The organism is Vibrio sp. PNB23_22_6 (assembly GCF_052877535.1).
The window spans coordinates 1-26160 of record NZ_JBNFXP010000020.1 but is presented as its reverse complement, the minus strand read 5'-3'; the positions used below and the strand labels follow the sequence as shown (position 1 = coordinate 26160).

Here is a 26160-nt window from a genome sequence, read left to right as displayed (position 1 = left end):
AAATGTTTAGGCTATCTGTGGTCCACGCGGCGTACGATTGTGTCGCCGATGGACTGAATAATTTGAACAAGTACAATTAGCATCACGACAGTTACTGCCATGATAACCACATCGTAGCGGTGGAAACCATATCGAATAGCAACGTCACCAAGACCACCACCACCCACAGTGCCTGCCATCGCTGAGTAGCTCACAAGTGTTACTAGGGTAATGGTTACTGAGTTAACAATAGTCGGCATTGCTTCTGGTAGTAGCACTTTTGTAATGATCTGCATCGGTGTTGCTCCCATTGATTGTGCCGCTTCAACCAGCCCTGTTGGAACTTCTAATAGGGCACCTTCAATTAATCGCGCAACGAATGGGATAGCGCCGATAGTCAGCGGGACGATCGCTGCGGTCGTGCCGATAAACGTGCCGACCAACAGTTTCGTTAAAGGGATGATTGCGACCATCAGAACGAGGAATGGTACAGAGCGACCGATGTTGACGATCGCGCCAAGAAAGCGGTTCAGTTTGTTGTTTTCTAGTAAACCACCTTTTTTAGTGGTGTGCAGAATGACACCTAATGGAATGCCTATCGCGAAGCCAACAATACCCGCAACGGCAACCATGTAAAGGGTTTCCCATGTTGCACCTAAAAGTAGGTTGCTGTTTAGGCTCAGCCATTCAGAAATTGCATTAAAGGACATAGCCAAGTACCTCTACTTTCACGTTGTGTTTACGTAGGAATTCAATCGCAGCGTTATCGTCTTCTTGATTACCAAACAGCTCGGCGACCATCATGCCGAACTTCACGCCGCCAGCGTAATCTAGATCGGAACTTAGGATGCTCACATCAATGTTGAACTTACGAGCGATTTGCGTCATCAGTGGTGCATCCACTGTTGCGCCAGTAAATTCTAGGCGAACCAGTGGGTAGCTATTGTCAACGCGGGTTGCTTGTAAGCGTGCTTGGTAATCTTCCGGGATAGACAGATCCAAAGTAGAGCGAATGAACTCGTGCGCCAGTTCTGTTTTTGGGTGCGCAAAAATGTCACCCACGCTACCTTTCTCAACTAACTCACCACCACCGATGATTGCCACTTCGTGGCAGATGCTTTTTACCACTTCCATCTCGTGAGTGATCAATAGGATGGTGATATCCAGTTTGCGGTTGATTTCTTTTAGTAGCTCTAGAATGGATTGCGTTGTCGCTGGATCCAGTGCGCTAGTCGCTTCATCGCACAATAGAACGCTTGGATCGGATGAGAGTGCACGTGCAATGGCGACACGTTGCTTTTGACCACCACTTAGATTTGCTGGGTAGCTTTCATGCTTATCTTCTAGGCCAACCAACTTAAGTAGCTCAGTCACTTTTGCTGTGATCTGTGATTTGTCTTTGCCTGCAAGCTCAAGAGGAAGGGCGACATTGTCGAAAACGGTGCGAGACGACAGCAGGTTAAAGTGTTGGAAGATCATTCCGATGTTGCGGCGAGTTTCTCCCAGCTGCTTTTTGCTTAATGTAGTTAGATCAACGCCATCAACGATGATTGAGCCTGATGTTGGGGCTTCCAGCATGTTGACACAACGGATCAGGGTACTTTTACCCGCGCCCGATGAGCCGATCACACCAAAGATGGTGCCCTTCGCGATATCTAGGTTAATGTCCTTGAGGGCAAGAATTTCTTTGCTTCCTTGGTAGAACACTTTATTGACGTTTTTTATTTCTATCATGTTTCAACCTGCACAGAGATACTGGGACCTTCACTGTTAAAAACGGCTTTTAACAGGAGTAAATTTTGAACTCTATCTCAATTCTCAGTTGATGCTATTGGGTAAGCGAAATGAAGTCAATAGATATTTTTACGTCTAGACGTCTAAGTGTATGGATGTTTTATTTCAGTACGTAAACAAGAAGAAGTATGAAAAAAGAGTGGTTTTCCAGAATTACCGATTCTCTGCTAACAAATCAACTGTTTTGTGTCGGCTTCACACGAATTAGATAGTGTTGAAGTTTATAAGGTGTGTAATAATCAGATTAAACCGAGTTAATAGAGAAATACGTTTTGGCAAAACCTGCTGTTTTTATCGATCGTGACGGCGTGATCAACGTTGACCACGGCTATGTTCATGATGAACATGATTTTGAGTACATTGATGGTGTGTTTGAAGCGACGAAAGCACTGAAAGATAAAGGTTACCTATTGGTGCTTGTAACCAACCAATCGGGTATCGCGCGTGGTAAATACAGTGAAGACCGTTTCTTATCTTTAACTCAGTGGATGGATTGGAACTTCGTCGATAATGGCGTTGAGTTCGATGGTTTTTATTATTGTCCACATCACCCAGAACATGGCATTGGCGAATACAAACAAGATTGTGATTGCCGCAAGCCAAAACCAGGCATGTTCATTTCTGCGCGTGACTTCTTGAAGATCGACATGGAGAAATCTGTGATGATCGGCGATAAAGCCGAAGACATGATGGCTGCAGAAGCGGCTGGCGTTGGCACTAAGATTTTGGTTCGCACAGGTAAGCCTGTCACTGAACAAGGTGAAGCGCTCGCGACGGTTGTACTTGATAGCATTGCAGACGTTCCTGCATATTTAAGTCGTTAACGCTATATCAAACGTAAGATTTATCAAGAAGCCAGCATATTGATTGCTGGCTTTTTTTTGTCTTTTTGGTTAAGACCCATAGGTCACAGAATAGCGATGCGGCTTGTGATTCATTGCGAGTACAAGGTTTAAGGCAAAAGCGCCAAGAATAGACAGGCCAATAATCCAAGGCGTGACGAAGAAGAAAGAGGCAAACAGGATGCACGCATCAATGGCCATCTGAGATTTGCCGACAGAAATGCCAAACTTATCTTGAATGAACAAACACAGGACATTAAAGCCACCCAAGCTAGAGCGATGACGGAATAAGATTAACATGCCTAAGCCCATCAATAAGCCTCCTGCAACGGCGCAGTAAACTTCATTGATGGATTCAAGTGAAATCAGCAGAGATAAGTGGTCAGCAAACACGGAAACCAAAGCGCCAGAGATAGCACTGTTAATCGCAAAACGGCCCCCGAAGCGTTTCCATGCCAATAAGTAGAATGGGCAGTTGGCGATAAAATACAGAACACCAAAGCTAAACGGCGTAAATTGGGTAATTAAAAGAGCCAGTCCAGTGGTGCCGCCCGTTAGCAGATTAGTAGACTGTAAAAAGAATACGCCCTGAGCAACCAGAAATGTGCCAGTTAAAATCGCAATCCAATCTTCTTTATTTGAGTGTTTTTCCATCAATATTGTATTTATTGCTAAGTTTTGGGGCATGCATAGTAGTAAAAAGATGATCTTTTCGGTAGCTAGGGGGTAAAATTTGCGGTAAACCTATGTAATTATCGTTTTACAGGGTGTAAAGCGTAAAATTGACACTCAGGTTTACATAGTGAATCGATTGCAATATCACTATGATAAACCATACATGTCATCATGAAAAAACTGCATGAGAAAATTGTAAATTTCTCTTTATGACCTAGATCAAATTCTGTAGAATGCGCGCTATCAGAGTGACGAAAACGTTTGCGTTAGGTCATTATTCGGTTTTTTTTGCAACTTTCAGTACTAATCTGAGTCAGGAGATACAGATGCTTAAGCGTGATATGAACATCGCAGATTACGATGCGGAACTGTTCGCAGCTATCCAGGAAGAAACCCTTCGCCAGGAAGAACACATTGAACTTATCGCTTCTGAAAACTACACAAGTCCACGTGTAATGGAAGCGCAAGGTTCTCAGCTAACGAATAAATACGCTGAAGGCTACCCAGGCAAGCGTTACTACGGTGGTTGTGAGTACGTAGATAAAGCTGAAGCACTCGCTATCGATCGTGCATGTCAACTGTTCGGTTGTGAGTACGCGAACGTACAGCCTCACTCAGGTTCTCAAGCAAACAGCGCAGTGTACATGGCGCTTCTAAACCCAGGCGACACAGTTCTCGGTATGAGCCTAGCACACGGTGGCCACCTAACTCACGGTTCCCCAGTGAACTTCTCTGGTAAGCACTACAACGTGATTCCTTACGGTATCGACGAAGCTGGTCAAATCAACTACGACGAGATGGAACAGCTAGCGCTTGAGCACAAGCCTAAGATGATCATCGGTGGTTTCTCTGCTTACTCGCAAATCGTTGATTGGAAACGCATGCGTGAAATCGCAGACAAAGTTGACGCTTACCTATTCGTAGACATGGCGCACGTTGCTGGTCTTATCGCTGCAGGGGAGTACCCAACGCCAGTTCCACACGCTCACGTAGTAACAACGACTACACACAAAACACTGGCAGGCCCTCGCGGTGGTCTTATCTTGTCAAACGCTGGCGAAGATATGTACAAAAAGCTGAATTCAGCCGTATTCCCAGGCGGTCAAGGCGGCCCTCTAATGCACGTTATTGCTGGTAAAGCAGTGGCGTTTAAAGAAGCAATGGAGCCTGAGTTTAAAGAGTACCAAGCGCGCGTAGTGAAAAATGCGAAAGCGATGGTTGGTCAATTCCAAGAGCGTGGCTACAAGATCGTATCTAACGGCACGGAGAACCACCTGTTCCTCGTTGATCTCATCGACAAAGGCATCACTGGTAAAGATGCAGATGCAGCGCTAGGTGCAGCAAACATCACAGTAAACAAGAACTCTGTACCAAACGATCCACGTAGCCCATTCGTAACGTCTGGTATTCGTGTTGGTACGCCAGCAATCACTCGTCGTGGCTTCACAGAAGAAGACGCGAAAGAGCTTGCGAACTGGATGTGTGACGTTCTAGATAACATCGGCAACGAGGAAGTTATCGAAGCAACGAAACAGAAAGTTTTAGAGATCTGTAAGCGTCTACCAGTTTACGCGTAACTTTCTTCGTAGAGTGAGCTGATTTCGTTGTCGAACATACTCATTTGCTAGAAGCAAACTCCGTGTGTTCTCCTAGAACTCGCCCCATCTATTTCGAAAGTTCACCCAATTTAAAGGTCCTCATTTGAGGGCCTTTTTGTTTTTCTAGAATAGGGAATCTCTTGTTACCACTGTTAATTAGAGTGCGTTGAAAGCAGATTCCTGATATCGCTTAGGCTCGTCAGAATGATGCGCTTTTTGTTCGAGAAAATCTCTTATCAACGCTCCAATTCTGGGAGTATATAAGTTAGATACAAAAAAAGGTTGGCATAGAGCCAACCTTTTCTCATCAAAGCAAGTCAGTGCTTATTTCACTTCAATACCTTGCGCCTGCATGTCGGCATGGTAAGAAGAGCGAACGAATGGACCACACGCAGCATGGGTGAAGCCAAGCTCTAGTGCGATCTCTTTTAGCTCGTCAAACTCTGAAGGTGGAACGTAACGCTCTACTGGCAGGTGGTGACGGCTTGGCGCTAGGTACTGGCCTAGAGTTAGCATGGTTACGCCGTGTGCACGAAGGTCTTTCAGTACTTCAACGATCTCTTCTTTCGTCTCACCCAGCCCCATCATCAGGCCTGACTTAGTCGGTACGTTTGGATGCTGCTCTTTGAATTTTTGCAGTAACTGTAGCGACCAATTGTAGTTCGCGCCTGGGCGAGCTTTACGATACAGACGAGGTGCCGTCTCTAGGTTGTGGTTGAAGACATCTGGTGGGTTGTCTTTCATCAGATCAAGTGCCACGTCCATACGACCACGGAAGTCAGGAACGAGGGTTTCAATTTTGATGTGTGGGTTCAATTCGCGGATTTCACGGTTACAGTTAGCAAAGTGCTCTGCACCACCATCACGCAGGTCGTCACGGTCTACCGAAGTAATAACGACGTATTTCAACTTCATATCGGCGATGGTTTTCGCCAGTTTCTTCGGTTCTTCTGCTTCAACAGGTAGAGGACGGCCATGAGCAACGTCACAGAAAGGGCAACGACGAGTACAGATTGCACCTAGGATCATAAACGTCGCGGTGCCGTGGTTAAAACACTCTGCGAGGTTAGGGCAAGACGCTTCTTCACATACGGAGTGAAGTTTGTTCTTACGCATTGCCGATTTGATGTCTTGAATACGTTGGCTGTCGGCTGGTAGCTTGATCTTCATCCAATCAGGCTTACGTAGCACTTCTTTCTGCTCTGTAGGCATGTTCTTTACGGGAATCAATGCCATTTTGTCGGCGTCGCGGTATTTAACGCCTTTTTCCATCTGGATTGGTTTGCTCATGCTTTATTACCTTGAGAAGGTGCTTCTGTGCTGAATTTTACTTGCTCATAATCAAGCAAAGTAACGAGTTCTTGTATTAATTGTTTTTCCACGGTTTCGATGTCATCAGGTCCCCCAACTTGGCTAACCTGAACCATCTCCATTCCCTCATAACCACATGGGTTTATACGCAAAAATGGGGTTAAATCCATATCCACGTTTAGTGCGAGGCCATGGAATGAACATCCTTTGCGGATACGAAGACCGAGAGAACATATTTTTTTGCTGTCGACATAAACGCCTGGTGCGTCTGGTCGCGCAGCGGAATCGATATTGTATGCCTTTAGGGTATTGATCACGAGATTCTCAATGTGCGTAACGAGATCTCGCACTCCTAATTTTTTACGACGTAGGTTGATCAGGAAATAAGCAACCAACTGGCCCGGGCCGTGGTAGGTGACTTGTCCGCCGCGATCGCTTTGCACAACAGGAATGTCGCCAGTGTTAAGAAGGTGCTCCGCTTTACCTGCTTGCCCTTGAGTGAACACTGGGTTGTGTTCTACCAACCAAACTTCATCAGGCGTGTCGTCCGTGCGTTGGTCAGTAAACTCATGCATCGCCTTCCATACCGGCTCATAATCTTGGCGGCCAAGTCGTTTTACAACAAGTTGGTGTTGCATGGGAATTCCTGTCACTAATATATAAAGTTTTTGGATTATAAACTGGATGAACCTGATGCTCTACAGTTGAGTAACAGATTTTTAACTGGAAGTGGGATGGGACTTTATTATCTATCTGATAAATAAAAAGAAAGCAGCCTAAGCTGCTTTCAAAAAAAATTTAATGCATCAAAAAATTATAGAACCATGCGCACGATGTCGATTTCACCCAGTTCTTTATAAAGGGTTTCAACCTGCTCAATAGAAGTCGCAGTAATGTTGATAGACACCGAGTGGTAGTTGCCCTTAGCGCTTGGTTTTACTGCTGGGCTGTAGTCACCTGGAGCATGACGCTGGATAACTTCAAGAACAAGTTCTGGAAGCTCAGGTTTTGCATGACCCATTACCTTGTAAGTAAATGAACAAGGAAACTCAAGCAGGTCTTTCAATTTTGCATCAGAGTTGATGGTTAGCATTTCGGTAACTCCAGTTGGTATTCGTTGCGGTGCGAAATAGTACAGTCAAATTCGGTTGAACTCAAGATCATACTAAGTGGCTTAAAGGGGTATAACAAAGCCGCCCAAATTAGGCGGCTTTGTGGACGTTATTGTGTTTAAGAAGCTTGTTTTAGAAGAAGCTCTTAAACAACAATACGATGTAGTCCCACATGCGGCTAAATAGGCTGCCTTGGTCTACGGTCTCTAGCGCCATTAGAGGGTATTCTGCAATATCTTCACCATTAATTTGGTAGTATAGCGTACCCACAACATCGCCTTTGTTAATTGGTGCTTCGAGCTCTTTCTCAAGTACGAAGCTTGCTTCTAGGTTTTTCGCTTGACCACGAGGTAGCGTTACGTAAGTGTCTTGGTCAAGACCCAGTGCAACCGTATCTTGACTACCCATCCATACTTTTTCTTCAACGAAGGTTTCACCCGCTTTGTGTGGCGCAACGGTTTCGAAGAAGCGGAAGCCATAGCTCAGCAGTTTTTTACTTTCTGCTTTACGTGCATTCAAGTCTTTGGTGCCCATTACTACTGCAATGAGTCGCATTTGACCTTCTGTTGCTGAGCTCACTAGGCTGTAACCTGCGTTGCTTGTGTGGCCAGTTTTGATGCCATCAACGTTCATGCTTTTATCCCACAATAGGCCGTTACGGTTGTATTGGGTGATGCCGTTGTAAGTGAACTTCTTCTCTGAGTAGATGCGGTACTCATCCGGCACATCGCGGATAAGTGCTTTACCCAGTAGTGCCATATCGTATGGTGTTGAATATAGCTCTGAGTTGTCTAGGCCGTGAACGTTGGCGAAGTGTGAGTTTTTCATGCCTAGGGTGTTAGCCCAAGCATTCATTAGGTCAACAAATGCATCTTCAGATCCAGCAATATGCTCGGCCATTGCAACACAAGCATCGTTACCTGATTGAACGATGATGCCACGGTTCAGTTCTTTAACTTTTACTGTCGTACCAACTTCGATAAACATTTTTGACGAGTCTGGGAAGTTTTTCGCCCATGCATTTTTGCTGATGGTGACGTCATCGTCTTCTGAGATATTACCACGCGCGAGTTCTTGACCGATGACGTAGCTGGTCATCATTTTTGTCAGGCTAGCAGGAGACAATTTTTCATTCATCTCTTTTTCAGCCAGTACTTTACCTGAATGGTAATCCATCAGTACGTAGCCTTTCGCTGCGATTTGAGGTGCATCCGGCACAACAATTGGTGATGCAAAAGCAGATTGAGCGATGGTTGCAGATAGGGCAACCGAAGAAACGAGAATGGATCTCACAAACATATTTTTATTCATGGTAATTCAAATTTTTGGGTTAACTGGCGACATATTAACAGAATCCCCTCTTATATCAGAGGGGGCTTTATCGGTCATTTGTCAGTTTTATGTTTTTTGATAAATGCAGATGCATAACCAAGCAACTTTATTTTATCTAAGGTTGCCTGAGTCAGAGAGTAGTCACTATATGGCCCGAGCAATAAACGATAGGTTTCTTTTGAAGTCTCCAAAAAGGTTTCAGTATCGAGCTTTTGACCCAGTTCTGAGCCTAAAGTTCGTGCGCGATCTTCATATTTTGAAGAGGCGACCTGAATGACGTATTTAGGGTGTGCCGCGAGTGATTTTTCATCGGTCGGTTTATCGACAGCGATAACTTCAATCTGTACGTTTGCAGTCCCCGCCTTTACGACATCCAACTTATGTGCTGCGGCGTAGCTCAAATCAATGATACGCCCTTCATGGAAAGGGCCACGGTCATTGACGCGTACAATCGTCGACTTTCCATTATCGGTGTTGGTAACTTTCACGTAGCTTGGCAGGGGCAATGTTTTGTGTGCCGCTGTCATTGAGTACATATCGTAGATTTCACCGTTAGACGTTAAGTGACCTTGGAATTTTTTACCATACCACGAGGCTTTACCTGTCTGTGTAAAACCGTGGGCATCGCGGATAATCTTGTAATCTTGTCCACGTAGATGGTAATCACTATTACCGCCTAAGCTGTATGGTTCATATTTAGGGTGCGCATCTTCGATGTGCTCAACCGACAGCGGTTTATCGGGTGCTACATCGGATTCAAGTTCATAACGGCCTTCCTGTGTTTTTTGGTTGGTAGAAGAACAGCCTGCCAAAATCACAGCAGAAAAAACGAAGGAATATAAAGCGCGTTTTTGCATGTCTAGGTCGCCTTAGAGAATGCTTTTCGGTGTGTGTGAATCGACATGAGAATACCAAAGCCGGCCATTAGGGTCACCATAGAAGTGCCTCCGTAGCTGATGAGTGGTAATGGTACGCCTACCACGGGTAGGATACCGCTTACCATGCCGATATTTACAAAAATATACACGAAGAAGCTGAGTACAATACTGCCTGCCATCATTCGACCGAACGCGGTTTGCGCTTGGCTAGCGAGGTAGAGACCACGGCCAATGATGAATAGATAGATGGTTAATAGGCAAAGGAAGCCAATCATACCCCATTCCTCAGCAATTACTGCAAAGATAAAGTCAGTGTGTCTCTCCGGTAGGAATTCGAGTTGTGATTGCGTACCTTGCAACCAACCTTTGCCTGAAATTCCGCCAGAGCCAATGGCGATTTTACTTTGAATGATGTGGTAGCCAGCACCGAGTGGATCCGATTCTGGATTGAATAGGGTACGTACCCGCACCTTTTGGTACTCGCGCATTAAGAAGAACCATAAGATCGGAATAAATCCTCCGAGCGCGATGGCTGCCCCTGCAATTATTTTCCAACTAATGCCGGCAAGGAAGATCACGAAAATTCCAGATGCGGCGATGAGAATCGATGTACCTAAGTCGGGCTGCTTAGCAATCAGGATGGTTGGCAAGCACACCATAATCAGAGCAACTATTAGCGTTTTAAAGGTTGGAGGAAGGGGTTGACGACCGATATAGCGCGCAACCATGAGAGGCACTGCCAGTTTAAGCAGTTCTGATGGTTGAAAACGGACAAAGCCAAGGTTTAGCCAGCGCTGCGCGCCTTTTGATGCCTCTCCAAAGAAGAGAACACCAAACAGTAACACTAAACCCCCGATAAACATTAAGGGGGCAAGGCTCTCATAAGTTCTGGGAGAGAGTTGAGCCAACACAAGCATGACTCCCAAAGAGAGGGTCATGCGCATGACTTGGCGATCCATCATCGCCAAGTTTTGGCCACTTGCGCTATACATGATGACCAAGCCAAAAGCCATCAAAGATAATATGCCGAGTAGTAGTGGTAAGTCGATATGGAAGCGTTCAAACAGGGCGCGGTTCTTGCCTGTAGAGGGATCCATTTTCATTACTGCGTTACCTCTTGTTTTTCGTTGGCGTTATCATTGTCGGGGGCCACTTTTTCCGGTCCAAGAATGACGCGGTCGAAGATCTTTCTTGCTACAGGTGCACCGTTGCTTGAACCACCACCAGCATTCTCCAGTACGACAGTAACAACCACTTTAGGATCATTGAATGGCGCAAATCCTGTAAAGAGTGCGTGGTCACGTAAATGCTCAGCAACATCGTCTGCATTGTACTCTTCATCTTCACCCAATCCGAATACCTGTGCAGTACCGGACTTGCCCCCAGTTTGGTAGTCCATGTTATAGAACGAACGACGTGCGGTACCTTTTGGGCCATGGTTAACCAAACGCATCCCTTCTTTCGCCATGTTCCAGTACTTGTCTGGTACGTTTTGGATAGGTGGATAAATGACGTACTCAGACGCCTCTTGCTGTTCAAAATCACCACCGTTATCGATGGTTGCTTTTAGCAAGTGTGGAGCTATAACCGTCCCGTCATTGACTAACACTGACGTTGCTTTTGCTATTTGCATTGGTGTCGCGGTCCAGTAACCTTGCCCAATCCCTACCGGAATTGTATCGCCTTTGTACCAAGGCGTTTTATGACGAGACATCTTCCATTCACGTGTTGGCATGTTGGCTCTACTTTCTTCATAAATATCGATGCCAGTGTAATCACCAAAGCCAAACATCATCATCCAATTTGAGATGCGGTCGATCCCCATGTCATAAGCGATTTGGTAGAAGAAGGTATCCACAGATTCTTCAATCGACTTAATGATATCAACGCGTCCATGCCCCCAACGTAACCAGTCACGAAACGGACGAGTATCTGAATTTGGAATACGCCAGTATCCAGGGTCGTTTCGTGTGGTTTTCGGTGTTACCACACCTTCTTCCAATGCAGCAACGGCCATAAATGGTTTAATGGTTGAAGCGGGAGGGTAGATGCCTAATGTAGAACGGTTTACCAACGGGCGGTTCTTATCGTTCAGTAGAGCTCGGTAGGCCTTACCAGAAATGCCGTGTACGAAAGCATTTGGATTGTAACTTGGGCTAGAGACCATTGCCAACACACCATTGTCTCTTGGATCAAGCACAACAGCGCTACCGCGACGCCCATCGAGCAGTTGATGAACGTACAGTTGCAGGTTGATATCAAGGTTCAAGACGATGTCTTCGCCAGGTATCGGTGGCACGTATTTCAGAGTGCGGATCACTCGGCCGAGGCTATTCACCTCAACTTCTTGATACCCAGCAGTACCATGGAGAATATCTTCGTAGTATTTCTCAATACCTAACTTGCCGATGTCTCGTGTTGCTTGGTAGTTGGCATCTTTCTCTTCGCGAATCAGGCGCAGCATGTCTCGATCGTTAATACGTGATACGTAGCCAATCACATGGGTGAGTACTTCGTCGAACGGGTAATAGCGTTTGAGTGTCGCGCTGATCTCAACACCAGGGAAACGGTATTGATTGACTGAGAACACCGCTACTTGCTTTTCATCTAACTGAGTTAATAGTGGCACTGATTTGAAGCGACGCGTGCGTTTACGTTCACGCTGGAAACGCGCGACTTGCTCTGGAGTGATCTCGAGAATGTTTTGTAGCTCTTTGATCGTGCCATCAATGTCTTTAATTTTTTCTGGAGTGAGTTCCAAGTTAAAGACAGGACGGTTCTCAGCAAGCAATACGCCATTACGGTCGTAGATCAGCCCACGGTTTGGTGCAATAGGAACAATTTTGATACGGTTGTCGTTGGAACGAGTTTGATAATCTTGAAACTGGTTCACCTGGATGTTGTACATGTTGGCGACCAACAAACCCATCAAAACGGCGATTCCGAGGAACGCAACAATAGCACGACTGGCAAACAGGCGCGCTTCGGCTTGATAATCTCGGATCTGACTACGGCGTTTACGGATCATTAACGCTTGTCTCTGGACTTAAGCTGCGATTATTCGCGGTGATAAGGGTGGTTAGCAGTGATGCTCCACGCTCGGTATAAGCTTTCTGCCATGACAATGCGCACGAGCGGGTGTGGCAATGTCAGAGCGGATAATGACCAGCTTTGGTCAGCGGCGGCTTTACATGCGGGAGCAAGGCCTTCTGGACCACCAATTAAAATTGAAACGTCACGTGCGTCCAGTTTCCATGCTTCCAACTGCTCTGCCAGTTGTGGTGTATCCCACTTCTTACCTGGAATATCAAGTGTCACAATTCGGTTGCCTTTCGGCACGGCTGCCAACATCGCTTCCCCTTCTTTTTGCAGGATGCGTGCGATATCCGCATTTTTTCCACGTTTTCCGGCCTGGATTTCAACCAATTCAAGTGGCATATCATGAGGGAAGCGACGGCGGTATTCTTGGAAACCTTCTTCGACCCATTTTGGCATTTTTGTACCAACGGCAATTAACTGAATCTTCAAAAGATTAACCCCAGAGCTTTTCTAGCTGGTATAGAGATCGGTATTCGTCTTGCATGACATGTAGCATGGCGTCGCCCATATCTAGAACAACCCATTCTCCCTCGTTTTCGCCTTCCATGCCTAGCGGTTCTAGGCCGATTTTTTTCACTTCAGACGCAACGTGATCAGCGATAGATGACACATGACGCTTAGATGTGCCCGTACAGATGATCATATAGTCTGTCACGCTAGACTTATCTTCTACATTTAGAATGACAATCTCTTCCGCTTTCATATCGTCGGCTTTATCAGCTAAAAAGTCTTTAAGTTCTTCGCCAAGCACTCGGTTTTCCTCGATTTTCTTTTCAATCTGTGGGAGTTTTAACGTTGTTGAGTTAAAACTGGTCGCGCACTATATCATGCTTTGAGTTTTAAATTGCCAGCTTAATATCAGGAGAGCAGGTTTCTAGGCTCAATTGATGGATCGTTGGCCACACAGGGTCATCATACTGGGTTTTCGCTTTTATCTCTGCGTGGGCTAAAAGAGACAAAAGTGCACAAATTCGGTTGGCCGACAGACGAGTCAGCGCTGCATTGTAAAAGGGGCGTTTATTTTGCCACACGCGATGCTTTTCAAATACTTGACTCATGTTCATCTGAGTTAAGTCACGGTGCATGTTTAGCAGTTGAGTGAACTCTTTTTGTACACTACGGATTAGGATAATTGTTTCAACGCCTTCTGCTTCTAATTGGCGCAAAATTCGTTGTGCACGGTTTGCTTTACCAGCGAGCAGAGCATCAATCCAATGAAAAGTCGTGAAGTGGTTGTGGCGACTTAGCGACTCTTCCAAGCGCACGACGGTCAATTCTCCGTCCGGGTAAAGCAGAGCGAGTTTCTCTAAGCTTTGCGATAGCGCGAATAGGTTGCCTTCATGCCATTGCGCTAACATCTGCAATGATTGTGGATCGGCTTTTAAACCAAGCGTGCGGCAACGCATTTGAATGAACATTGGTAAGCGTTGTAGATCAGGCGTTAAGCAGCTAATCCAATCGCCTTTCGTACTCAGCGTTTTAAACCATTTCGCGTTTTCTTGCGCTTTGGTCAATTTAGTGCCAATGATAACCAACATGATGTCGTCGTGCAGTAGGTCACACAGTGAAAGAAGCTCTTTGCTGATGGTAGCGCTCACGCCACTTTCAGGTAGCTCAAGTTCAATCAGTTGACGGTTTGAAAACAAGCTTAGTGCTTGGAAGCAGTCGTAAACTTGGTTCCAATCTAAGCTTGCGTCAACCGCAAAACGATGTTTTTCTTCAAAGCCATGTTGGCGAGCAGTTTGTTGAATTGCTTGGCGGCTTTCTTGAATCAATAGCGGCTCATTACCAAAGATCAGATAAACCTGCTTGAGGTGTTTCGCTAGATGATCAGCCAGCTTGTCGGCAAAAATTCGCATGTTAGTTATGAGTTGGTATTTTTCGCATTGATATCAATATGGTCATGTTCGTATTCTGCACGTACACGACCTAATTGTCGCATCATTTGGCCAGCGGCTTGTTGACGCATCTCATCTTCGATAACGTCGCGTTCTACCGATTTAGCCAGTGCCGTTAGTGGGTTGTCTAAGTAGTTACGGTTCACGGTTGTGGTGAAGCCTTTGGAACCGAGACCAGGAATAGTGACACGGTATTTCACTACGTAAGTCAGTTCTTTTTCTGCTGCTCGGCTATTTTGATAAAGGGATAGCGTGCGCTCATCCATCGTTGCTTCAATTAGATGTAGATTTGGTACGCTAGATGAAGGCTGCACGATGTCTACTTTGTTGAGTGCTAACTGAGATCGCACGTAACGAGTTAACGGGCTGTACTCATCGTAACTACTGAATGACATGGTATGTAGCTCTTCCGGAACGGAATACTCGCCACGAAGGTGAAAACCACAGGCAGAAAGAAGCCCTGCTAATACCAATATCACTGGTAGTTTAATCAAAGAGAAAAAGCGCATTGATTGTATTCATCCTAAATTGAAGGGGTTATATACCTAAGTAACCTCAAGAGGTTCTGAGCCCGGTATTTTGAAGTCACTTGGGTATATTTACCTCAAACCACTTGGTGTGAATGGTTGAGTTAAATAAACAGGGTGATGGCTCACCCTGTTTAATGACTCTTAGCGAGCGAATTAGTTCGCTTTGCGTCGAGTTATTACAAGCTGCGTTTCGTTTTTTGCGATAGGCTAGTTTGCAACGATGTTCAGCAGTTTACCTGGTACATAAATGACTTTACGAATGGTTAGACCATCTAGGAACTTCTTAGCGTTTTCATCGTTTAGGCCAAGCTCGCGAACTTGCTCTTCTGTTGCGTCAGCCGCAACCGTTAGCTTCGCACGTAGCTTACCGTTGATCATTACAACGATAGTTTTTTCATCTTCAACGAGCGCTTTCTCGTCAAACGTTGGCCATACTGCGTTATCGATGTCTGCTTCACCTAGCGCAGCCCATAGTTCGTATGAGATGTGCGGAGTGATTGGGTAAAGCATTGCAACGACTGCTTTAAGTGCTTCATCAAGGATTGCACGGTCTTGTGCAGACTCTTGAGGTGCTTTTGCAAGCTTGTTCATTAGTTCCATGATAGCGGCAATCGCAGTGTTGAACGTTTGGCGACGGCCAATATCGTCAGTCACTTTAGCGATGGTTTTGTGCACATCACGGCGAAGTGCTTTTTGGTCACCTGACAGCGCTGATGCGTCTACAGATTCAGCAGCACCTTTTGAAGAGTGCGCGTGAACCAGTTTCCATACACGCTTAAGGAAACGGTTTGCCCCTTCTACACCAGACTCTTGCCATTCAAGCGTCATGTCTGCTGGAGACGCGAACATCATGAATAGACGAACGGTATCTGCACCGTACTTGTCTACCATCTCTTGAGGGTCGATACCGTTGTTTTTCGACTTAGACATTTTGATCATGCCTGAGTGTGTTACATCACGGCCTTCAGTGTCTTTAGCTGAAGTAATACGGCCTTTACCGTCACGCTCAACAGCAACATCTGTTGGTGCAACCCACTCTTTACCGCCTTTCTCATTCTCGAAGTAGAACGCATCTGCTAGTACCATGCCTTGACATAGTAGTTGCTTGAACGGCTCGTCAGAAGTCACGTAGCCCGCATCACGTAGCAGTTTGTGGAAGAAGCGAGAGTACAGTAGGTGCATACAAGCGTGCTCGATACCACCGATGTACTGGTCTACTGGTAGCCAGTAGTTTGCTTTTTCTGGATCTAAGATGTCGTCAGCTTGTGGTGAACAGTAACGTGCGTAGTACCAAGACGATTCCATAAAGGTATCGAACGTATCAGTCTCACGTAGAGCTGGTTCGCCGTTGAATGTGGTCTTCGCCCACTCTTTGTCAGCTTTGATTGGGCTTGTTACGCCGTCCATTACCACGTCTTCTGGAAGAATGACAGGTAGTTGGTCTGCTGGTACTGGGTGAACTTCACCGTCTTCAGTGGTTACCATTGGGATTGGCGCACCCCAGTAACGTTGACGAGATACACCCCAGTCACGTAGACGGAAGTTAACGGTCTTAGTGCCTTTGCCTTGCGCTTCTAGTTTCGCTGCGATTGCATCGAAAGCGGCTTGGAATTCTAGACCGTCGAATTCACCAGAATCGAACAGTACACCTTTCTCTGTATATGCTGCTTCAGAGATGTCCAGCTCGCTGCCATCAACTGGCTTGATTACAGGCACGATGTCTAGACCGTACTTTGTTGCGAATTCAAAATCACGTTGGTCGTGTGCAGGTACTGCCATTACAGCGCCTGTACCGTAGTCCATCAGTACGAAGTTAGCCACAAAAACAGGTACTTCACGGCCGTTCAATGGGTGAATAGCAGTAAGGCCAGTCGCCATACCTTTCTTTTCCATTGTCGCAAGTTCTGCTTCCGCTACTTTGGTGTTCTTACATTCTTCAACGAAGGCGGCAAGCTCAGGATTGTTCTCTGCTGCTTTTTCAGCAAGAGGGTGACCAGCAGCGATACCAACGTAGGTTACGCCCATTAGGGTGTCAGGACGTGTCGTGTATACCTCTAGTGGTGCATCTTCGCCTTTCACTTCAAATGAAAGCTCAACACCTTCAGAGCGACCGATCCAGTTGCGTTGCATGGTTTTTACCATTTCAGGCCAACCATCTAGTTTGTCTAGATCATCAAGTAGCTCTTGTGCGTATTCTGTGATTTTAATGAACCACTGTGGGATTTTCTTTTGCTCTACAGGCGTGTCACAACGCCAGCAGCAGCCATCTTCAACCTGCTCGTTTGCGAGAACGGTTTGGTCATTTGGACACCAGTTTACTGAAGACGTCTTCTTGTAAACTAAGCCTTTATTGTAAAGCTTAGTGAAGAACTCTTGTTCCCAACGGTAGTATTCAGGAGTACAGGTTGCGAATTCACGGTTCCAGTCGTAACCAAAGCCAAGTAGCTTAAGTTGGTTTTTCATGTACTCAATGTTTTCGTAAGTCCATGGGGCTGGTGCAGTGTTGTTTTTTACTGCGGCGTTTTCTGCAGGCAGACCAAATGCATCCCAACCAATTGGTTGCATAACATTTTTACCTTGCAGGCGTTGGAAACGAGATACCACATCACCGATAGTGTAGTTACGCACGTGACCCATGTGCAGGCGACCACTTGGGTAAGGGAACATAGAAAGACAGTAGAATTTTTCTTTGTTTGGGTCTTCACTTACAACGAAGGTCTCGTTGTTGTCCCAATGTTGTTGAACCTTTTGTTCAATCTCTTGCGGGTTATATTGTTCTTGCATCGATGGTATCCGGTTATCTTGGAATTTGTGAGTTCGGTTAGAACAGACTTATATAGATCATCATAGAATACCTAAAGCAAGGGATCACAACAATAGCCAATCTATACCCATGCGCCTTGAAGTGACGCTTGGAAGTAGAAAGATGGAGGTCAGTTATGCCTAAACGTAAAGCAGGTTATGAGGAAATGCTCGAAGATGTGATTGAAACATTGAAGCATAGTCCGGATGAAGTTAACAAAGTATTCGAAACGTCGGGCAAAGTCGTCGATGCCGCCAACGATATGACCAAGGATGAACTTTCGTTGATTTCCGCCTACGTAAAAGCCGATTTGAAAGAGTTCTCTGAGAGTTATGAAGAAGGTAAGAGTGGGCCTTTTTACCTCACCATCGCTGATTCAATCTGGCAAGGGTTGCTCGATATTACCGACCGAACCAAAGTGGAGTGGGTTGAGTTGTTTGATGATCTAGAACACCAAGGTTTGTATGAGGCGGGAGAAGTGATTGGATTAGGGACGTTAGTCTGTGATGAGTGTGGTCATAAGACAACGTACAATCATCCGACGGTTATTATTCCATGCATAAAGTGCGGTCATACGGGCTTTAGTCGTCAGTCCCTCAAACCTTAGTCTTGATTAAACAAAAAAGAGGCTCTTTGAGCGCCTCTTTTTTGGGAGTGTTATTTGTGTTTTCTTGGCAGCCACCAAGCTAACACTAAGCTCAATGCGACCCAAATATACAGTGGCCAAGAGCCAAACATGCGGTAAGGCGTCTGTCCGTCTGTCGGCGTAAGCTCTGCACGCAGAACCGCAGTTTCAAACTGAGGGATCTGCTCAATGATTTTACCTTTGTGATCTGCCACAGCGGTTAAGCCGTTGTTGGTTGAACGAATCAGAGGTTTGCCTAACTCTAATGCGCGCATACGAGCGATTTCCATGTGTTGCAGTGGACCAATTGAGTGTCCAAACCAAGCATCGTTTGAGAGCGTTAGTATGAAGTCCGTTTCGTCAGTGATGTTCTGACGCACTTGTTCATTAAAGATGATTTCATAGCACAATGCAGGAGCCATGTGCATGCCATTCGCGACAATGTTGGGTTGGACGAACGCGCCACGGCTGAACGATGACATTGGCAGGTTGAAGAATGGTGCAAGAGGGCGCAATATCTCTTCAAACGGTACGAATTCACCAAATGGCAATAGGTGATGCTTGTGATAGCGCTCGTTCATATCAAAGCTGTAATCGCCATATGGTGTTACGCCAAGCGATAGAATGCTGTTGTAGAACTGACCGTCTTCACCTTGATTAACCACTCCGGTGATGATGCCGCTCTGGTTGATCTTCGCAGCACTGTCGATGTTTCTTAAAAATGACGGCACTTCGATTTCAAACGCTGGAATTGCCGCTTCTGGCCAGACAATAATATCCGCATCCCAATTTTCACGTGTCAGGTCCGCATATTTCATGATGGTAGGCCAACGCTGGCTTGGTAGCCATTTTAGTTTTTGGTCGACGTTGCCTTGAATAAGCGCCACTTTAGTGGTGTCTTTTACGCGAGGAGTCACCCAGTCGTATTGGCGAATACCAAAGCCAGCACTCAACAACACGGCAGGGATAATGATCATCAGCCATTGCTTGTGCAGCCAAGCGTAAGCTAATGCTCCAGCACAGATAAGAATAAACAGGGTTAAAAGCTCAACACCACCAATAGGCGCAAAGCTTGCCATCGGCGCATCAATTTGGCTGTAGCCAAGCCATAGCCAAGGGAAGCCTGTCATTACCCAGCCACGCAACCAGTCGGTGATCAGCCATAAAGCTGGGGCCGCTAGCAGCGCTTTAGTAAGCGTAAATTGAGGGAAAAGTTTGTTGTTTAGCCAAGCAAACAAGCCTGAATAAATTGCCAAGTAAGCAATCAACAAGCTCATTAAGAATAGGTTCGCAGTCAGCGGCATACCGCCAAAGCCAGCAATACTGACGTAAACCCAGCTAACACCCGTAGAGAATTGACCTAGACCCCAAGCGTAACCGATCCATAGCGCACGCTTGGGCGATTGGTTTGCAAGAAGAATAAGCAAGATAGCTGGACTAAGTATGGCAATCGGCCATAGTTGATAAGGGGCAAAAGCTAGGGTAGTTAAGGCGCCAACAAAAGCGGCCACGAAGGGCCGCTTGAGGCGATGAAAGAGTACATTCATCATTATATTTTTCTGATATTCCCGTTGTTAGGGTATCGCGTTACTCTTGAGTGGTTTCAACCAGTTTTTCTTCGTCTGGAATCGTCACTTGAAGTTGAATGACACGACGGTTGTCGGCTGCAGTCACTTTGAAGTTGTAACCTTCAAGTTCAACCACTTCGCCTCGAGAAGGTAGGTGACCAAAGGCCGTCATTACCATGCCGCCAACGGTATCTACTTCTTCATCGCTGAAGTCAGTACCGAACGTCTCATTAAACTCTTCAATGGTTGTCAGAGCTCGGACAGCAAACGTGTGTTTGCTTAGCTTACGGATATCGGTTTCTTCATCGTCATCGAACTCATCTTCAATGTCCCCAACGATTTCTTCAAGGATATCTTCGATGGTTACGAGGCCTGAAACGCCACCGAATTCATCGACAACAATCGCCATGTGATAACGTTCTTCACGGAATTCTTTTAGCAGGCGGTCGACACGTTTACTTTCCGGTACAACGACTGCAGGTCGAATCACTTCTTCGATATCAAATGGGTTACTGCCTGAGCCCAAGTATTTGAGTAAGTCCTTCGCTAGTAGGATGCCTTCCACATGGTCTTTATCTTCGCTGATCACAGGGTAGCGAGAATGTTGAGCATCGGTAATTAGCGCGATCAATGTATCCAGATCGTCTGTGCGCTCAACCGTAACCATTTGCGAACGCGGGATCATAATGTCACGCACGCGCATTTCGGAGATTTCCATAACACCTTCAAGCATATCGCGGGTGTCGTGGTCAATCAGGTCGTTGATTTCTGAGTCGCGGATAACATCCACAAGCTCTTGGCGGTCTTTTGGTTCGCCTTGAAATAGTTGACCTAGACGTTCAAAGAAGGACTTTCTACTCGGACCTTCTGCCTTTTCTTTCTTACCTTCGTTAGAAGAGGGAGAATTATCTTCGTTCATTGTTTCTCAATTAAGTAACGCTATCAGATGTGTGATAGCTCACGTAGAAAGGCGAGTACGAGGTATTGCCCTGGGTAGGTTGCCTTTCCCTTTCGAGTAACCTGTGGTTACTCTTTTTCAGCAATGTATGGATCTTCGTAACCCATGCCTTGCATGATTTCTGTTTCGAGGGACTCCATCTCTTCAGCTTCGTCATCCTCGATATGGTCATAACCTAGCAGATGCAAGCTGCCATGTACAACCATATGCGCCCAATGTGCTAGCAGAGGCTTATTCTGCTCAATCGCCTCTTTTTCAACAACTTGACGACAGATAATTAAATCGCCTAGTAGATCCATTTCCATACCAGGTGGTACTTCAAATGGGAACGACAGCACGTTGGTTGGTTTGTCTTTACCACGATATTCATGGTTTAGCTCGTGACTTTCTTTTTCATCAACAATGCGAATGGTCAATTCTGCTTGAGGTTGAAAAAGAGGAATGGTCTTGTCTAACCACAATTGAAAATCTTGCTCTGAAGGTAAGCCTTCTTCATTTTCGACTGCCAGTTGTAAATCAAGTTCAATTGTCATGTTTATTCCTTGCTCGCCGTGACTTGTGCACTTAGCTCTGCCTTTGCTGCTTCTAGCAATTTTGCATCACGTTCTTCACGACGGCGTTTTTCGAATTCTTTACGTTCTTTCTGGTCTTGCGCTTCCCACTTCTCATAGGCATTAACGATGCGAGCAACCACAGGGTGACGCACAACATCGTCTGCTTGGAAGAAGTTAAAGCTGATGTCATCGACTTCACTGAGTACTTCAATCGCATGACGAAGTCCGGATTTCGCGCCACGAGGCAAGTCGATCTGGGTTACGTCACCGGTGATCACTGCACGTGAATTGAAGCCGATACGCGTAAGAAACATCTTCATCTGCTCGACGGTGGTGTTCTGACTTTCATCTAAAATGATGAAGGCGTCGTTGAGCGTACGACCACGCATATAAGCCAGAGGCGCGACTTCAATGACGTTGCGCTCAATCAGCTTTTCAACACGCTCGAAGCCTAGCATTTCGAACAAAGCATCGTAAAGAGGACGCAGATATGGGTCGACTTTCTGACTTAAATCACCGGGTAGGAAACCCAATTTTTCACCTGCTTCGACCGCAGGACGAGTCAATAGAATTCGGCGGATCTCTTGGCGTTCCAGTGCATCAACGGCTGCAGCGACGGCTAAGTACGTTTTACCAGTACCCGCAGGACCAATGCCGAAAGTGATATCGTGCGTCACCATGTTTACCAGGTACTGAGCCTGATTTGGAGTACGCGGCTTGATCACGCCTTTTTTGGTTTTTACGAAGACTTCTTTACCGTGCTCGATGTTCGATTCAGTATTTTGCTCCAGGACACCGGATTCTTTGATCGCTAGGTGGATCTGTTCTGGTTCGATATCTGGCGTTTCGCCACGAACAGGTGCAGTATCAACGTAAAGTGTTTTTAGAATATCTAGCGCAGCGGCGGCAGTATGAGGTTTACCGACGATGGTGAAAAGGTCGCTACGGTGATTAATTTCAACGCCTAAGCGACGTTCTAAGTGCTTGATGTTGTCGTCGAATGGACCGCACAGGCTTGCTAAACGGCGGTTATCTGAAGGTTCTAGGTTAATTTCTAGAGTTACGATTTTATTGCTCAAAGTTACCTCTCATTGTAGCCAATCACTAGAGAGCTGATAACGACCAGCTCTCCTTGGCGTTATACGAGCTTATGGCGTAAAAGTCGCTACACCTAGCTCATCTTCGCGACGGGTTTTCGCCATCATTTGCATTGGAGAAATCACGCTACGAAGGTCCATGTCTTTTTCTGTACGTACAAGCTCACCACGCAGTGAGTTGGCAAATACGTCAGTAATCTTAACGTCAACGAACTGACCGATTAGATCCGCGCTACCTTCAAAGTTTACTACACGGTTATTTTCTGTACGAGCGCGTAGCTCCATTAGGTTCTTCTTAGAAGGACCTTCAACCAAAACGCGCTGCTCAGTGCCTAGCATTAGGCGAGAGTAGCGCATTGCCTGTGTATTAATGGTTTGTTGCAGTTCGTATAGACGCTCTTTCTTCACTTCTTCTGAGAGGTCACAAGGGTAATCTGCCGCTGGTGTGCCTGGACGAGGAGAGAAGATAAAGCTAAAACTCATGTCAAAGTCTACGTCTTTGATTAGCTTCATGGTGTCTTGGAAATCTTTGTCTGTTTCACCTGGGAAAGCAACGATAAAGTCAGAACTGATTTGGATATCAGGACGCGCTTTACGCAGTTTACGAATGATTGACTTGTACTCGATTGCCGTGTGAGGACGCTTCATCATGGTCAGGATGCGGTCACTACCACTTTGTACTGGTAGGTGCAGGAAGCTCACAAGCTCCGGCGTGTCTTCGTATACCGCGATAATGTCGTCAGTAAATTCAAGTGGATGACTCGTTGTAAAGCGAATACGGTCGATACCATCTATAGACGCTACTAGGCGAAGCAGCTCGGCGAATGAACAGATCTCACCGTCGTGCATTGGGCCGCGGTAAGCATTGACGTTTTGACCAAGTAGGTTAACTTCACGAACGCCTTGCTCCGCTAATTGAGCGATCTCGTATAGTACGTCATCCATAGGACGACTCACTTCTTCACCACGAGTGTACGGTACAACACAGTAAGTGCAGTACTTAGAACAGCCTTCCATGATAGAAACGAATGCCGTGGCACCTTCTGCACGAGGCTCAGGCAGACGGTCAAACTTTTCGATCTCTGGGAATGAAATATCCATGACTGGTGCTTCATCTGATTGAGACTGTTTGATCATCTCAGGTAAACGGTGAAGCGTTTGTGGGCCAAAGATTACGTCAACGAATGGAGCACGTTGACGAATGTGGTCACCTTCTTGAGTTGCTACACAGCCACCCACGCCGATCACTACGCCAGGTTTTTTATCTTTTAGGGTTTTCCAACGACCAAGCTGGTGGAAAACTTTTTCTTGCGCTTTTTCACGGATTGAACAGGTGTTAAGTAGAAGTACGTCTGCTTCCTCTGGCTCTTCAGTCAGCTCATAGCCGTTTGCAGCATTAAGCAGGTCGGCCATTTTTGATGAATCGTATTCATTCATCTGGCAGCCCCAGGTTTTAATTAGCAGTTTCTTACTCATCTCACTTTCGCTCGTTCAGTTGTACTTAAATCGGAGAGCTATTGCTCAAATTATAGCCGCCATCTCGGCGGTAAGCGGCGTATTGTACTGCTTTAAAAAGCACCTGACTAGTGATCTGATGAATTCTCTGCAAACCCTGATGAAATCTAGTTTTTTGACCTACACGGAGCAAGGTTTTGTGTTAAAGAATTTTGTAAAAAAAGCGGTGGAACGTACAATTAAAAAACGCCAATTAATCAATGTGATGAAGAGCAAGAAATGAACAAGTATGACATCGTCGTAATCGGTGGCGGTATGGTAGGGGCAGCGGTTGCTGTCGGGTTTGCCAAGCAGGGGAGAAGTGTTATGGTCGTGGAGGGCGCTGAACCGAAAGGATTTGAGGCTTGTCAAGCTCTGGATATCCGCGTGTCTGCGATTTCCCATCAGTCGGTAAAGCTACTTGATTCATTAGGCGCATGGTCCGCGATTGAGAGCATGAGAGTTTGCCCTTATCGTCGTTTGGAAACTTGGGAGCACCCAGAGTGTCGTACTCGTTTCCACTCTGATGAGCTGCTATTAGAGCAGTTAGGTTACATCGTTGAAAACCGTCTGATCCAACTTGGGCTTTGGCAAGCTTTCGCCCAATATGATAACTTAGCGGTAATGTGCCCTGAGCGATTGAAAAGCATAGAATTTTCTGATGTGAACCGTGTGACGCTAGAAAGCGGTGAGCAGTTTGAAGCGAATTGGGTGATCGGGGCTGACGGTGCGAATTCTAAAGTTCGTCAATTGGCGGGCATTGGTGTGACCGCATGGGATTACCGTCAACACTGTATGCTGATCAATGTGAAGACCGCATTACCGCAGCAAGACATCACTTGGCAGCAATTTACACCGTCAGGTCCGCGTTCATTCTTGCCTCTATGCTCTCTAATTGAAGATGGTCACGAAGTTGGCCAAGGTTCGCTGGTGTGGTATGACTCTCCAAAGCGTATCAGGCAATTGTGTTCAATGACGAAATCTCAACTCAGAGAAGAGATCCTACGTCATTTCCCATCAGAACTCGGTGATATCGAGGTTTTGCAGTTTGGCTCATTCCCACTGACTCGTCGTCATGCTCAAAGCTATTCAAGTAAGAATTGCGTACTAGTCGGTGATTCTGCTCATACGATTAATCCACTAGCTGGACAAGGCGTGAATCTCGGCTTTAAAGATGTTGGTGTACTGCTTGCGGTTACGGATCAGCAGGAGCAACTCAACGATGTGTTGTTAGCCAAGTATGAACGCGCTCGTCGTCCAGATAACTTATTAATGCAAACGGGTATGGATGTATTTTACAAAGGCTTTAGCAATGATCTAGGCCCGTTGAAGTTTGCTCGTAACGCAGCTTTAAAGCTGGCTGAAAACTCAGGACCGCTCAAAGTACAAGTGTTGAAGTACGCGTTGGGGATATAAGCAACTTGAAAACGGCAGATAGAAAAAGTAACAGAGACAAAAAAGCGAGCCATGAGCTCGCTTTTTAATTCTGGATATCAAAGAACGCCCGAGTCCAGAATCGAAAAAATAAAAAAAAACCAGCAAATTAATGCTGGCTTTCTTAATCATGGTGCGGTCGGAGAGACTTGAACTCTCACACCTTGCGGCGCCAGAACCTAAATCTGGTGCGTCTACCAATTCCGCCACGACCGCATCTTAATGTGTATTGCTGAGAGAATTGGTAAAACCTCAACAACATCCCTTTTTAGGGAGAATAATGGCAGGTCTACCTGGATTCGAACCAGGGAATGGCGGCATCAAAAGCCGCTGCCTTACCGCTTGGCGATAGACCTACAATGCTCTAATAAAAGAGACTTTAATAATGGTGCGGTCGGAGAGACTTGAACTCTCACACCTTACGGCGCCAGAACCTAAATCTGGTGCGTCTACCAATTCCGCCACGACCGCATAATTACTGAGTAGACTCAATAATCAAAATAGTGGCAGGTCTACCTGGATTCGAACCAGGGAATGGCGGCATCAAAAGCCGCTGCCTTACCGCTTGGCGATAGACCT

24 protein-coding genes and 4 tRNA genes are annotated in these 26160 nt (G+C 46.0%); 4 read left to right on the top strand and 24 right to left on the bottom strand.

Annotated elements, in window-relative coordinates; translation table 11 throughout:
* Positions 1 to 11 precede the first annotated feature (11 nt).
* A complete protein-coding gene (locus ACVA54_RS15020) occupies positions 12 to 689 on the bottom strand; it encodes a methionine ABC transporter permease (protein ID WP_119463732.1) in 678 nt (225 codons plus the stop codon).
* Positions 679 to 1713, bottom strand: coding sequence for a methionine ABC transporter ATP-binding protein MetN (metN, locus tag ACVA54_RS15015; RefSeq protein WP_119463731.1), 1035 nt, complete (start codon positions 1711 to 1713; stop codon positions 679 to 681). Before metN ends, ACVA54_RS15020 begins: the two co-directional genes overlap by 11 nt.
* A 332-nt stretch (positions 1714 to 2045) precedes the next feature.
* Between metN and gmhB the strand changes: the two genes are divergently transcribed.
* Positions 2046 to 2597 carry a D-glycero-beta-D-manno-heptose 1,7-bisphosphate 7-phosphatase gene (gene gmhB, locus ACVA54_RS15010; protein WP_099080912.1) on the top strand — a complete coding sequence of 184 codons (552 nt, stop codon included), beginning with the start codon at positions 2046 to 2048 and terminating at the stop codon, positions 2595 to 2597.
* A gap of 69 nt (positions 2598 to 2666) precedes the next feature.
* Here the strand turns inward: gmhB and ACVA54_RS15005 are convergent, their stop codons facing one another.
* Positions 2667 to 3269, bottom strand: a complete 603-nt coding sequence (locus tag ACVA54_RS15005) for a YitT family protein (protein WP_119463730.1) — start codon at positions 3267 to 3269, stop codon at positions 2667 to 2669.
* 347 nt (positions 3270 to 3616) lie between these two features.
* Here ACVA54_RS15005 and glyA point away from each other — a divergent pair, with 347 nt between their 5' ends.
* The gene (glyA, locus tag ACVA54_RS15000; RefSeq protein WP_099080914.1) at positions 3617 to 4867 is read left to right on the top strand and encodes a serine hydroxymethyltransferase; all 1251 of its coding nucleotides are present in this window, start codon (positions 3617 to 3619) and stop codon (positions 4865 to 4867) included.
* Positions 4868 to 5212: 345 nt separating this feature from the next.
* On the opposite strand, the gene lipA is transcribed toward glyA, so the two are convergent.
* From lipA to leuS, 12 genes are all read right to left on the bottom strand, one after another.
* Positions 5213 to 6178 (bottom strand): lipoyl synthase, encoded by a 966-nt coding sequence (gene lipA / locus ACVA54_RS14995; RefSeq protein WP_099080915.1) that lies wholly within the window; start codon positions 6176 to 6178, stop codon positions 5213 to 5215.
* Positions 6175 to 6837 carry a lipoyl(octanoyl) transferase LipB gene (gene lipB / locus ACVA54_RS14990; RefSeq protein ID WP_446581197.1) on the bottom strand — a complete coding sequence of 221 codons (663 nt, stop codon included), beginning with the start codon at positions 6835 to 6837 and terminating at the stop codon, positions 6175 to 6177. Before lipB ends, lipA begins: the two co-directional genes overlap by 4 nt.
* Positions 6838 to 7013: 176 nt before the next feature.
* Positions 7014 to 7292: a DUF493 family protein YbeD gene (gene ybeD, locus ACVA54_RS14985; protein WP_038865384.1), complete on the bottom strand. Its 279-nt coding sequence runs from the start codon at positions 7290 to 7292 to the stop codon at positions 7014 to 7016.
* Between the two features lie 151 nt (positions 7293 to 7443).
* Positions 7444 to 8622: a serine hydrolase gene (locus tag ACVA54_RS14980; RefSeq protein ID WP_099080917.1), complete on the bottom strand. Its 1179-nt coding sequence runs from the start codon at positions 8620 to 8622 to the stop codon at positions 7444 to 7446.
* Positions 8623 to 8696: 74 nt separating this feature from the next.
* Positions 8697 to 9500 carry a septal ring lytic transglycosylase RlpA family protein gene (locus tag ACVA54_RS14975; protein WP_099080918.1) on the bottom strand — a complete coding sequence of 268 codons (804 nt, stop codon included), beginning with the start codon at positions 9498 to 9500 and terminating at the stop codon, positions 8697 to 8699.
* Positions 9501 to 9502: 2 nt separating this feature from the next.
* Positions 9503 to 10624 (bottom strand): rod shape-determining protein RodA, encoded by a 1122-nt coding sequence (gene rodA, locus ACVA54_RS14970; protein WP_099080919.1) that lies wholly within the window; start codon positions 10622 to 10624, stop codon positions 9503 to 9505.
* Positions 10624 to 12549 carry a penicillin-binding protein 2 gene (gene mrdA / locus ACVA54_RS14965; RefSeq protein ID WP_099080920.1) on the bottom strand — a complete coding sequence of 642 codons (1926 nt, stop codon included), beginning with the start codon at positions 12547 to 12549 and terminating at the stop codon, positions 10624 to 10626. Before mrdA ends, rodA begins: the two co-directional genes overlap by 1 nt.
* A gap of 29 nt (positions 12550 to 12578) precedes the next feature.
* Entirely contained in the window at positions 12579 to 13049 is a 471-nt protein-coding gene (gene rlmH / locus ACVA54_RS14960; RefSeq protein ID WP_099080921.1) for a 23S rRNA (pseudouridine(1915)-N(3))-methyltransferase RlmH, read from the bottom strand.
* A gap of 4 nt (positions 13050 to 13053) precedes the next feature.
* On the bottom strand, positions 13054 to 13371 hold the full coding sequence (gene rsfS / locus ACVA54_RS14955) for a ribosome silencing factor (protein WP_099080922.1): 318 nt from the start codon (positions 13369 to 13371) through the stop codon (positions 13054 to 13056).
* Between the two features lie 88 nt (positions 13372 to 13459).
* Positions 13460 to 14479, bottom strand: a complete 1020-nt coding sequence (gene holA, locus ACVA54_RS14950) for a DNA polymerase III subunit delta (protein WP_446619520.1) — start codon at positions 14477 to 14479, stop codon at positions 13460 to 13462.
* 5 nt (positions 14480 to 14484) lie between these two features.
* Positions 14485 to 15027, bottom strand: a complete 543-nt coding sequence (locus tag ACVA54_RS14945) for an LPS-assembly lipoprotein LptE (RefSeq protein WP_099080924.1) — start codon at positions 15025 to 15027, stop codon at positions 14485 to 14487.
* Between the two features lie 228 nt (positions 15028 to 15255).
* A complete protein-coding gene (gene leuS / locus ACVA54_RS14940; protein WP_099080925.1) occupies positions 15256 to 17832 on the bottom strand; it encodes a leucine--tRNA ligase in 2577 nt (858 codons plus the stop codon).
* A gap of 155 nt (positions 17833 to 17987) precedes the next feature.
* Between leuS and ACVA54_RS14935 the strand changes: the two genes are divergently transcribed.
* Positions 17988 to 18458: a zinc ribbon-containing protein gene (locus tag ACVA54_RS14935; RefSeq protein WP_099080926.1), complete on the top strand. Its 471-nt coding sequence runs from the start codon at positions 17988 to 17990 to the stop codon at positions 18456 to 18458.
* Positions 18459 to 18508: 50 nt separating this feature from the next.
* Here ACVA54_RS14935 and lnt read toward each other — a convergent pair whose 3' ends face one another.
* The 5 genes from lnt to miaB all read right to left on the bottom strand — a co-directional run bounded on the left by lnt (position 18509) and on the right by miaB (position 24129).
* Positions 18509 to 20026 (bottom strand): apolipoprotein N-acyltransferase, encoded by a 1518-nt coding sequence (gene lnt / locus ACVA54_RS14930; RefSeq protein ID WP_119463727.1) that lies wholly within the window; start codon positions 20024 to 20026, stop codon positions 18509 to 18511.
* A gap of 37 nt (positions 20027 to 20063) precedes the next feature.
* The gene (gene corC / locus ACVA54_RS14925; RefSeq protein WP_099079238.1) at positions 20064 to 20963 is read right to left on the bottom strand and encodes a CNNM family magnesium/cobalt transport protein CorC; all 900 of its coding nucleotides are present in this window, start codon (positions 20961 to 20963) and stop codon (positions 20064 to 20066) included.
* Positions 20964 to 21070: 107 nt separating this feature from the next.
* The gene (gene ybeY, locus ACVA54_RS14920; RefSeq protein WP_099079239.1) at positions 21071 to 21535 is read right to left on the bottom strand and encodes an rRNA maturation RNase YbeY; all 465 of its coding nucleotides are present in this window, start codon (positions 21533 to 21535) and stop codon (positions 21071 to 21073) included.
* A 2-nt stretch (positions 21536 to 21537) separates the two neighbouring features.
* Complete coding sequence (locus ACVA54_RS14915) at positions 21538 to 22635, bottom strand: PhoH family protein (RefSeq protein WP_119463726.1); 1098 nt, start codon at positions 22633 to 22635, stop codon at positions 21538 to 21540.
* Between the two features lie 69 nt (positions 22636 to 22704).
* On the bottom strand, positions 22705 to 24129 hold the full coding sequence (gene miaB / locus ACVA54_RS14910; RefSeq protein ID WP_099079241.1) for a tRNA (N6-isopentenyl adenosine(37)-C2)-methylthiotransferase MiaB: 1425 nt from the start codon (positions 24127 to 24129) through the stop codon (positions 22705 to 22707).
* A gap of 258 nt (positions 24130 to 24387) precedes the next feature.
* Between miaB and ACVA54_RS14905 the strand changes: the two genes are divergently transcribed.
* Entirely contained in the window at positions 24388 to 25563 is a 1176-nt protein-coding gene (locus ACVA54_RS14905) for a 2-octaprenyl-3-methyl-6-methoxy-1,4-benzoquinol hydroxylase (protein ID WP_446649718.1), read from the top strand.
* 149 nt (positions 25564 to 25712) lie between these two features.
* Here ACVA54_RS14905 and ACVA54_RS14900 read toward each other — a convergent pair.
* The 4 genes from ACVA54_RS14900 to ACVA54_RS14885 form a co-directional block, all read right to left on the bottom strand.
* Positions 25713 to 25797: transfer RNA gene (locus tag ACVA54_RS14900), tRNA-Leu, on the bottom strand.
* Positions 25798 to 25862: 65 nt separating this feature from the next.
* Positions 25863 to 25937: transfer RNA gene (locus ACVA54_RS14895), tRNA-Gln, on the bottom strand.
* Between the two features lie 30 nt (positions 25938 to 25967).
* Positions 25968 to 26052: transfer RNA gene (locus ACVA54_RS14890), tRNA-Leu, on the bottom strand.
* 33 nt (positions 26053 to 26085) lie between these two features.
* A tRNA-Gln gene (locus ACVA54_RS14885) sits at positions 26086 to 26160 on the bottom strand.

What these genes read in the sequence shown, in the direction of transcription:
- ACVA54_RS14980 (WP_099080917.1), bottom strand. Translation starts at nt 8,622, where the DNA reads ATGAATAAAAATATGTTTGTGAGATCCATTCTCGTTTCTTCGGTTGCC.
- corC (WP_099079238.1), bottom strand. Translation starts at nt 20,963, where the DNA reads ATGAACGAAGATAATTCTCCCTCTTCTAACGAAGGTAAGAAAGAAAAG.
- ACVA54_RS14905 (WP_446649718.1), top strand. Translation starts at nt 24,388, where the DNA reads ATGAACAAGTATGACATCGTCGTAATCGGTGGCGGTATGGTAGGGGCA.
- ACVA54_RS14935 (WP_099080926.1), top strand. Translation starts at nt 17,988, where the DNA reads ATGCCTAAACGTAAAGCAGGTTATGAGGAAATGCTCGAAGATGTGATT.
- ACVA54_RS15020 (WP_119463732.1), bottom strand. Translation starts at nt 689, where the DNA reads ATGTCCTTTAATGCAATTTCTGAATGGCTGAGCCTAAACAGCAACCTA.
- ACVA54_RS15005 (WP_119463730.1), bottom strand. Translation starts at nt 3,269, where the DNA reads ATGGAAAAACACTCAAATAAAGAAGATTGGATTGCGATTTTAACTGGC.
- ybeD (WP_038865384.1), bottom strand. Translation starts at nt 7,292, where the DNA reads ATGCTAACCATCAACTCTGATGCAAAATTGAAAGACCTGCTTGAGTTT.
- lipA (WP_099080915.1), bottom strand. Translation starts at nt 6,178, where the DNA reads ATGAGCAAACCAATCCAGATGGAAAAAGGCGTTAAATACCGCGACGCC.
- rodA (WP_099080919.1), bottom strand. Translation starts at nt 10,624, where the DNA reads ATGAAAATGGATCCCTCTACAGGCAAGAACCGCGCCCTGTTTGAACGC.
- ybeY (WP_099079239.1), bottom strand. Translation starts at nt 21,535, where the DNA reads ATGACAATTGAACTTGATTTACAACTGGCAGTCGAAAATGAAGAAGGC.
- metN (WP_119463731.1), bottom strand. Translation starts at nt 1,713, where the DNA reads ATGATAGAAATAAAAAACGTCAATAAAGTGTTCTACCAAGGAAGCAAA.
- leuS (WP_099080925.1), bottom strand. Translation starts at nt 17,832, where the DNA reads ATGCAAGAACAATATAACCCGCAAGAGATTGAACAAAAGGTTCAACAA.
- holA (WP_446619520.1), bottom strand. Translation starts at nt 14,479, where the DNA reads ATGCGAATTTTTGCCGACAAGCTGGCTGATCATCTAGCGAAACACCTC.
- lipB (WP_446581197.1), bottom strand. Translation starts at nt 6,837, where the DNA reads ATGCAACACCAACTTGTTGTAAAACGACTTGGCCGCCAAGATTATGAG.
- miaB (WP_099079241.1), bottom strand. Translation starts at nt 24,129, where the DNA reads ATGAGTAAGAAACTGCTAATTAAAACCTGGGGCTGCCAGATGAATGAA.
- glyA (WP_099080914.1), top strand. Translation starts at nt 3,617, where the DNA reads ATGCTTAAGCGTGATATGAACATCGCAGATTACGATGCGGAACTGTTC.
- lnt (WP_119463727.1), bottom strand. Translation starts at nt 20,026, where the DNA reads ATGATGAATGTACTCTTTCATCGCCTCAAGCGGCCCTTCGTGGCCGCT.
- ACVA54_RS14945 (WP_099080924.1), bottom strand. Translation starts at nt 15,027, where the DNA reads ATGCGCTTTTTCTCTTTGATTAAACTACCAGTGATATTGGTATTAGCA.
- ACVA54_RS14975 (WP_099080918.1), bottom strand. Translation starts at nt 9,500, where the DNA reads ATGCAAAAACGCGCTTTATATTCCTTCGTTTTTTCTGCTGTGATTTTG.
- mrdA (WP_099080920.1), bottom strand. Translation starts at nt 12,549, where the DNA reads ATGATCCGTAAACGCCGTAGTCAGATCCGAGATTATCAAGCCGAAGCG.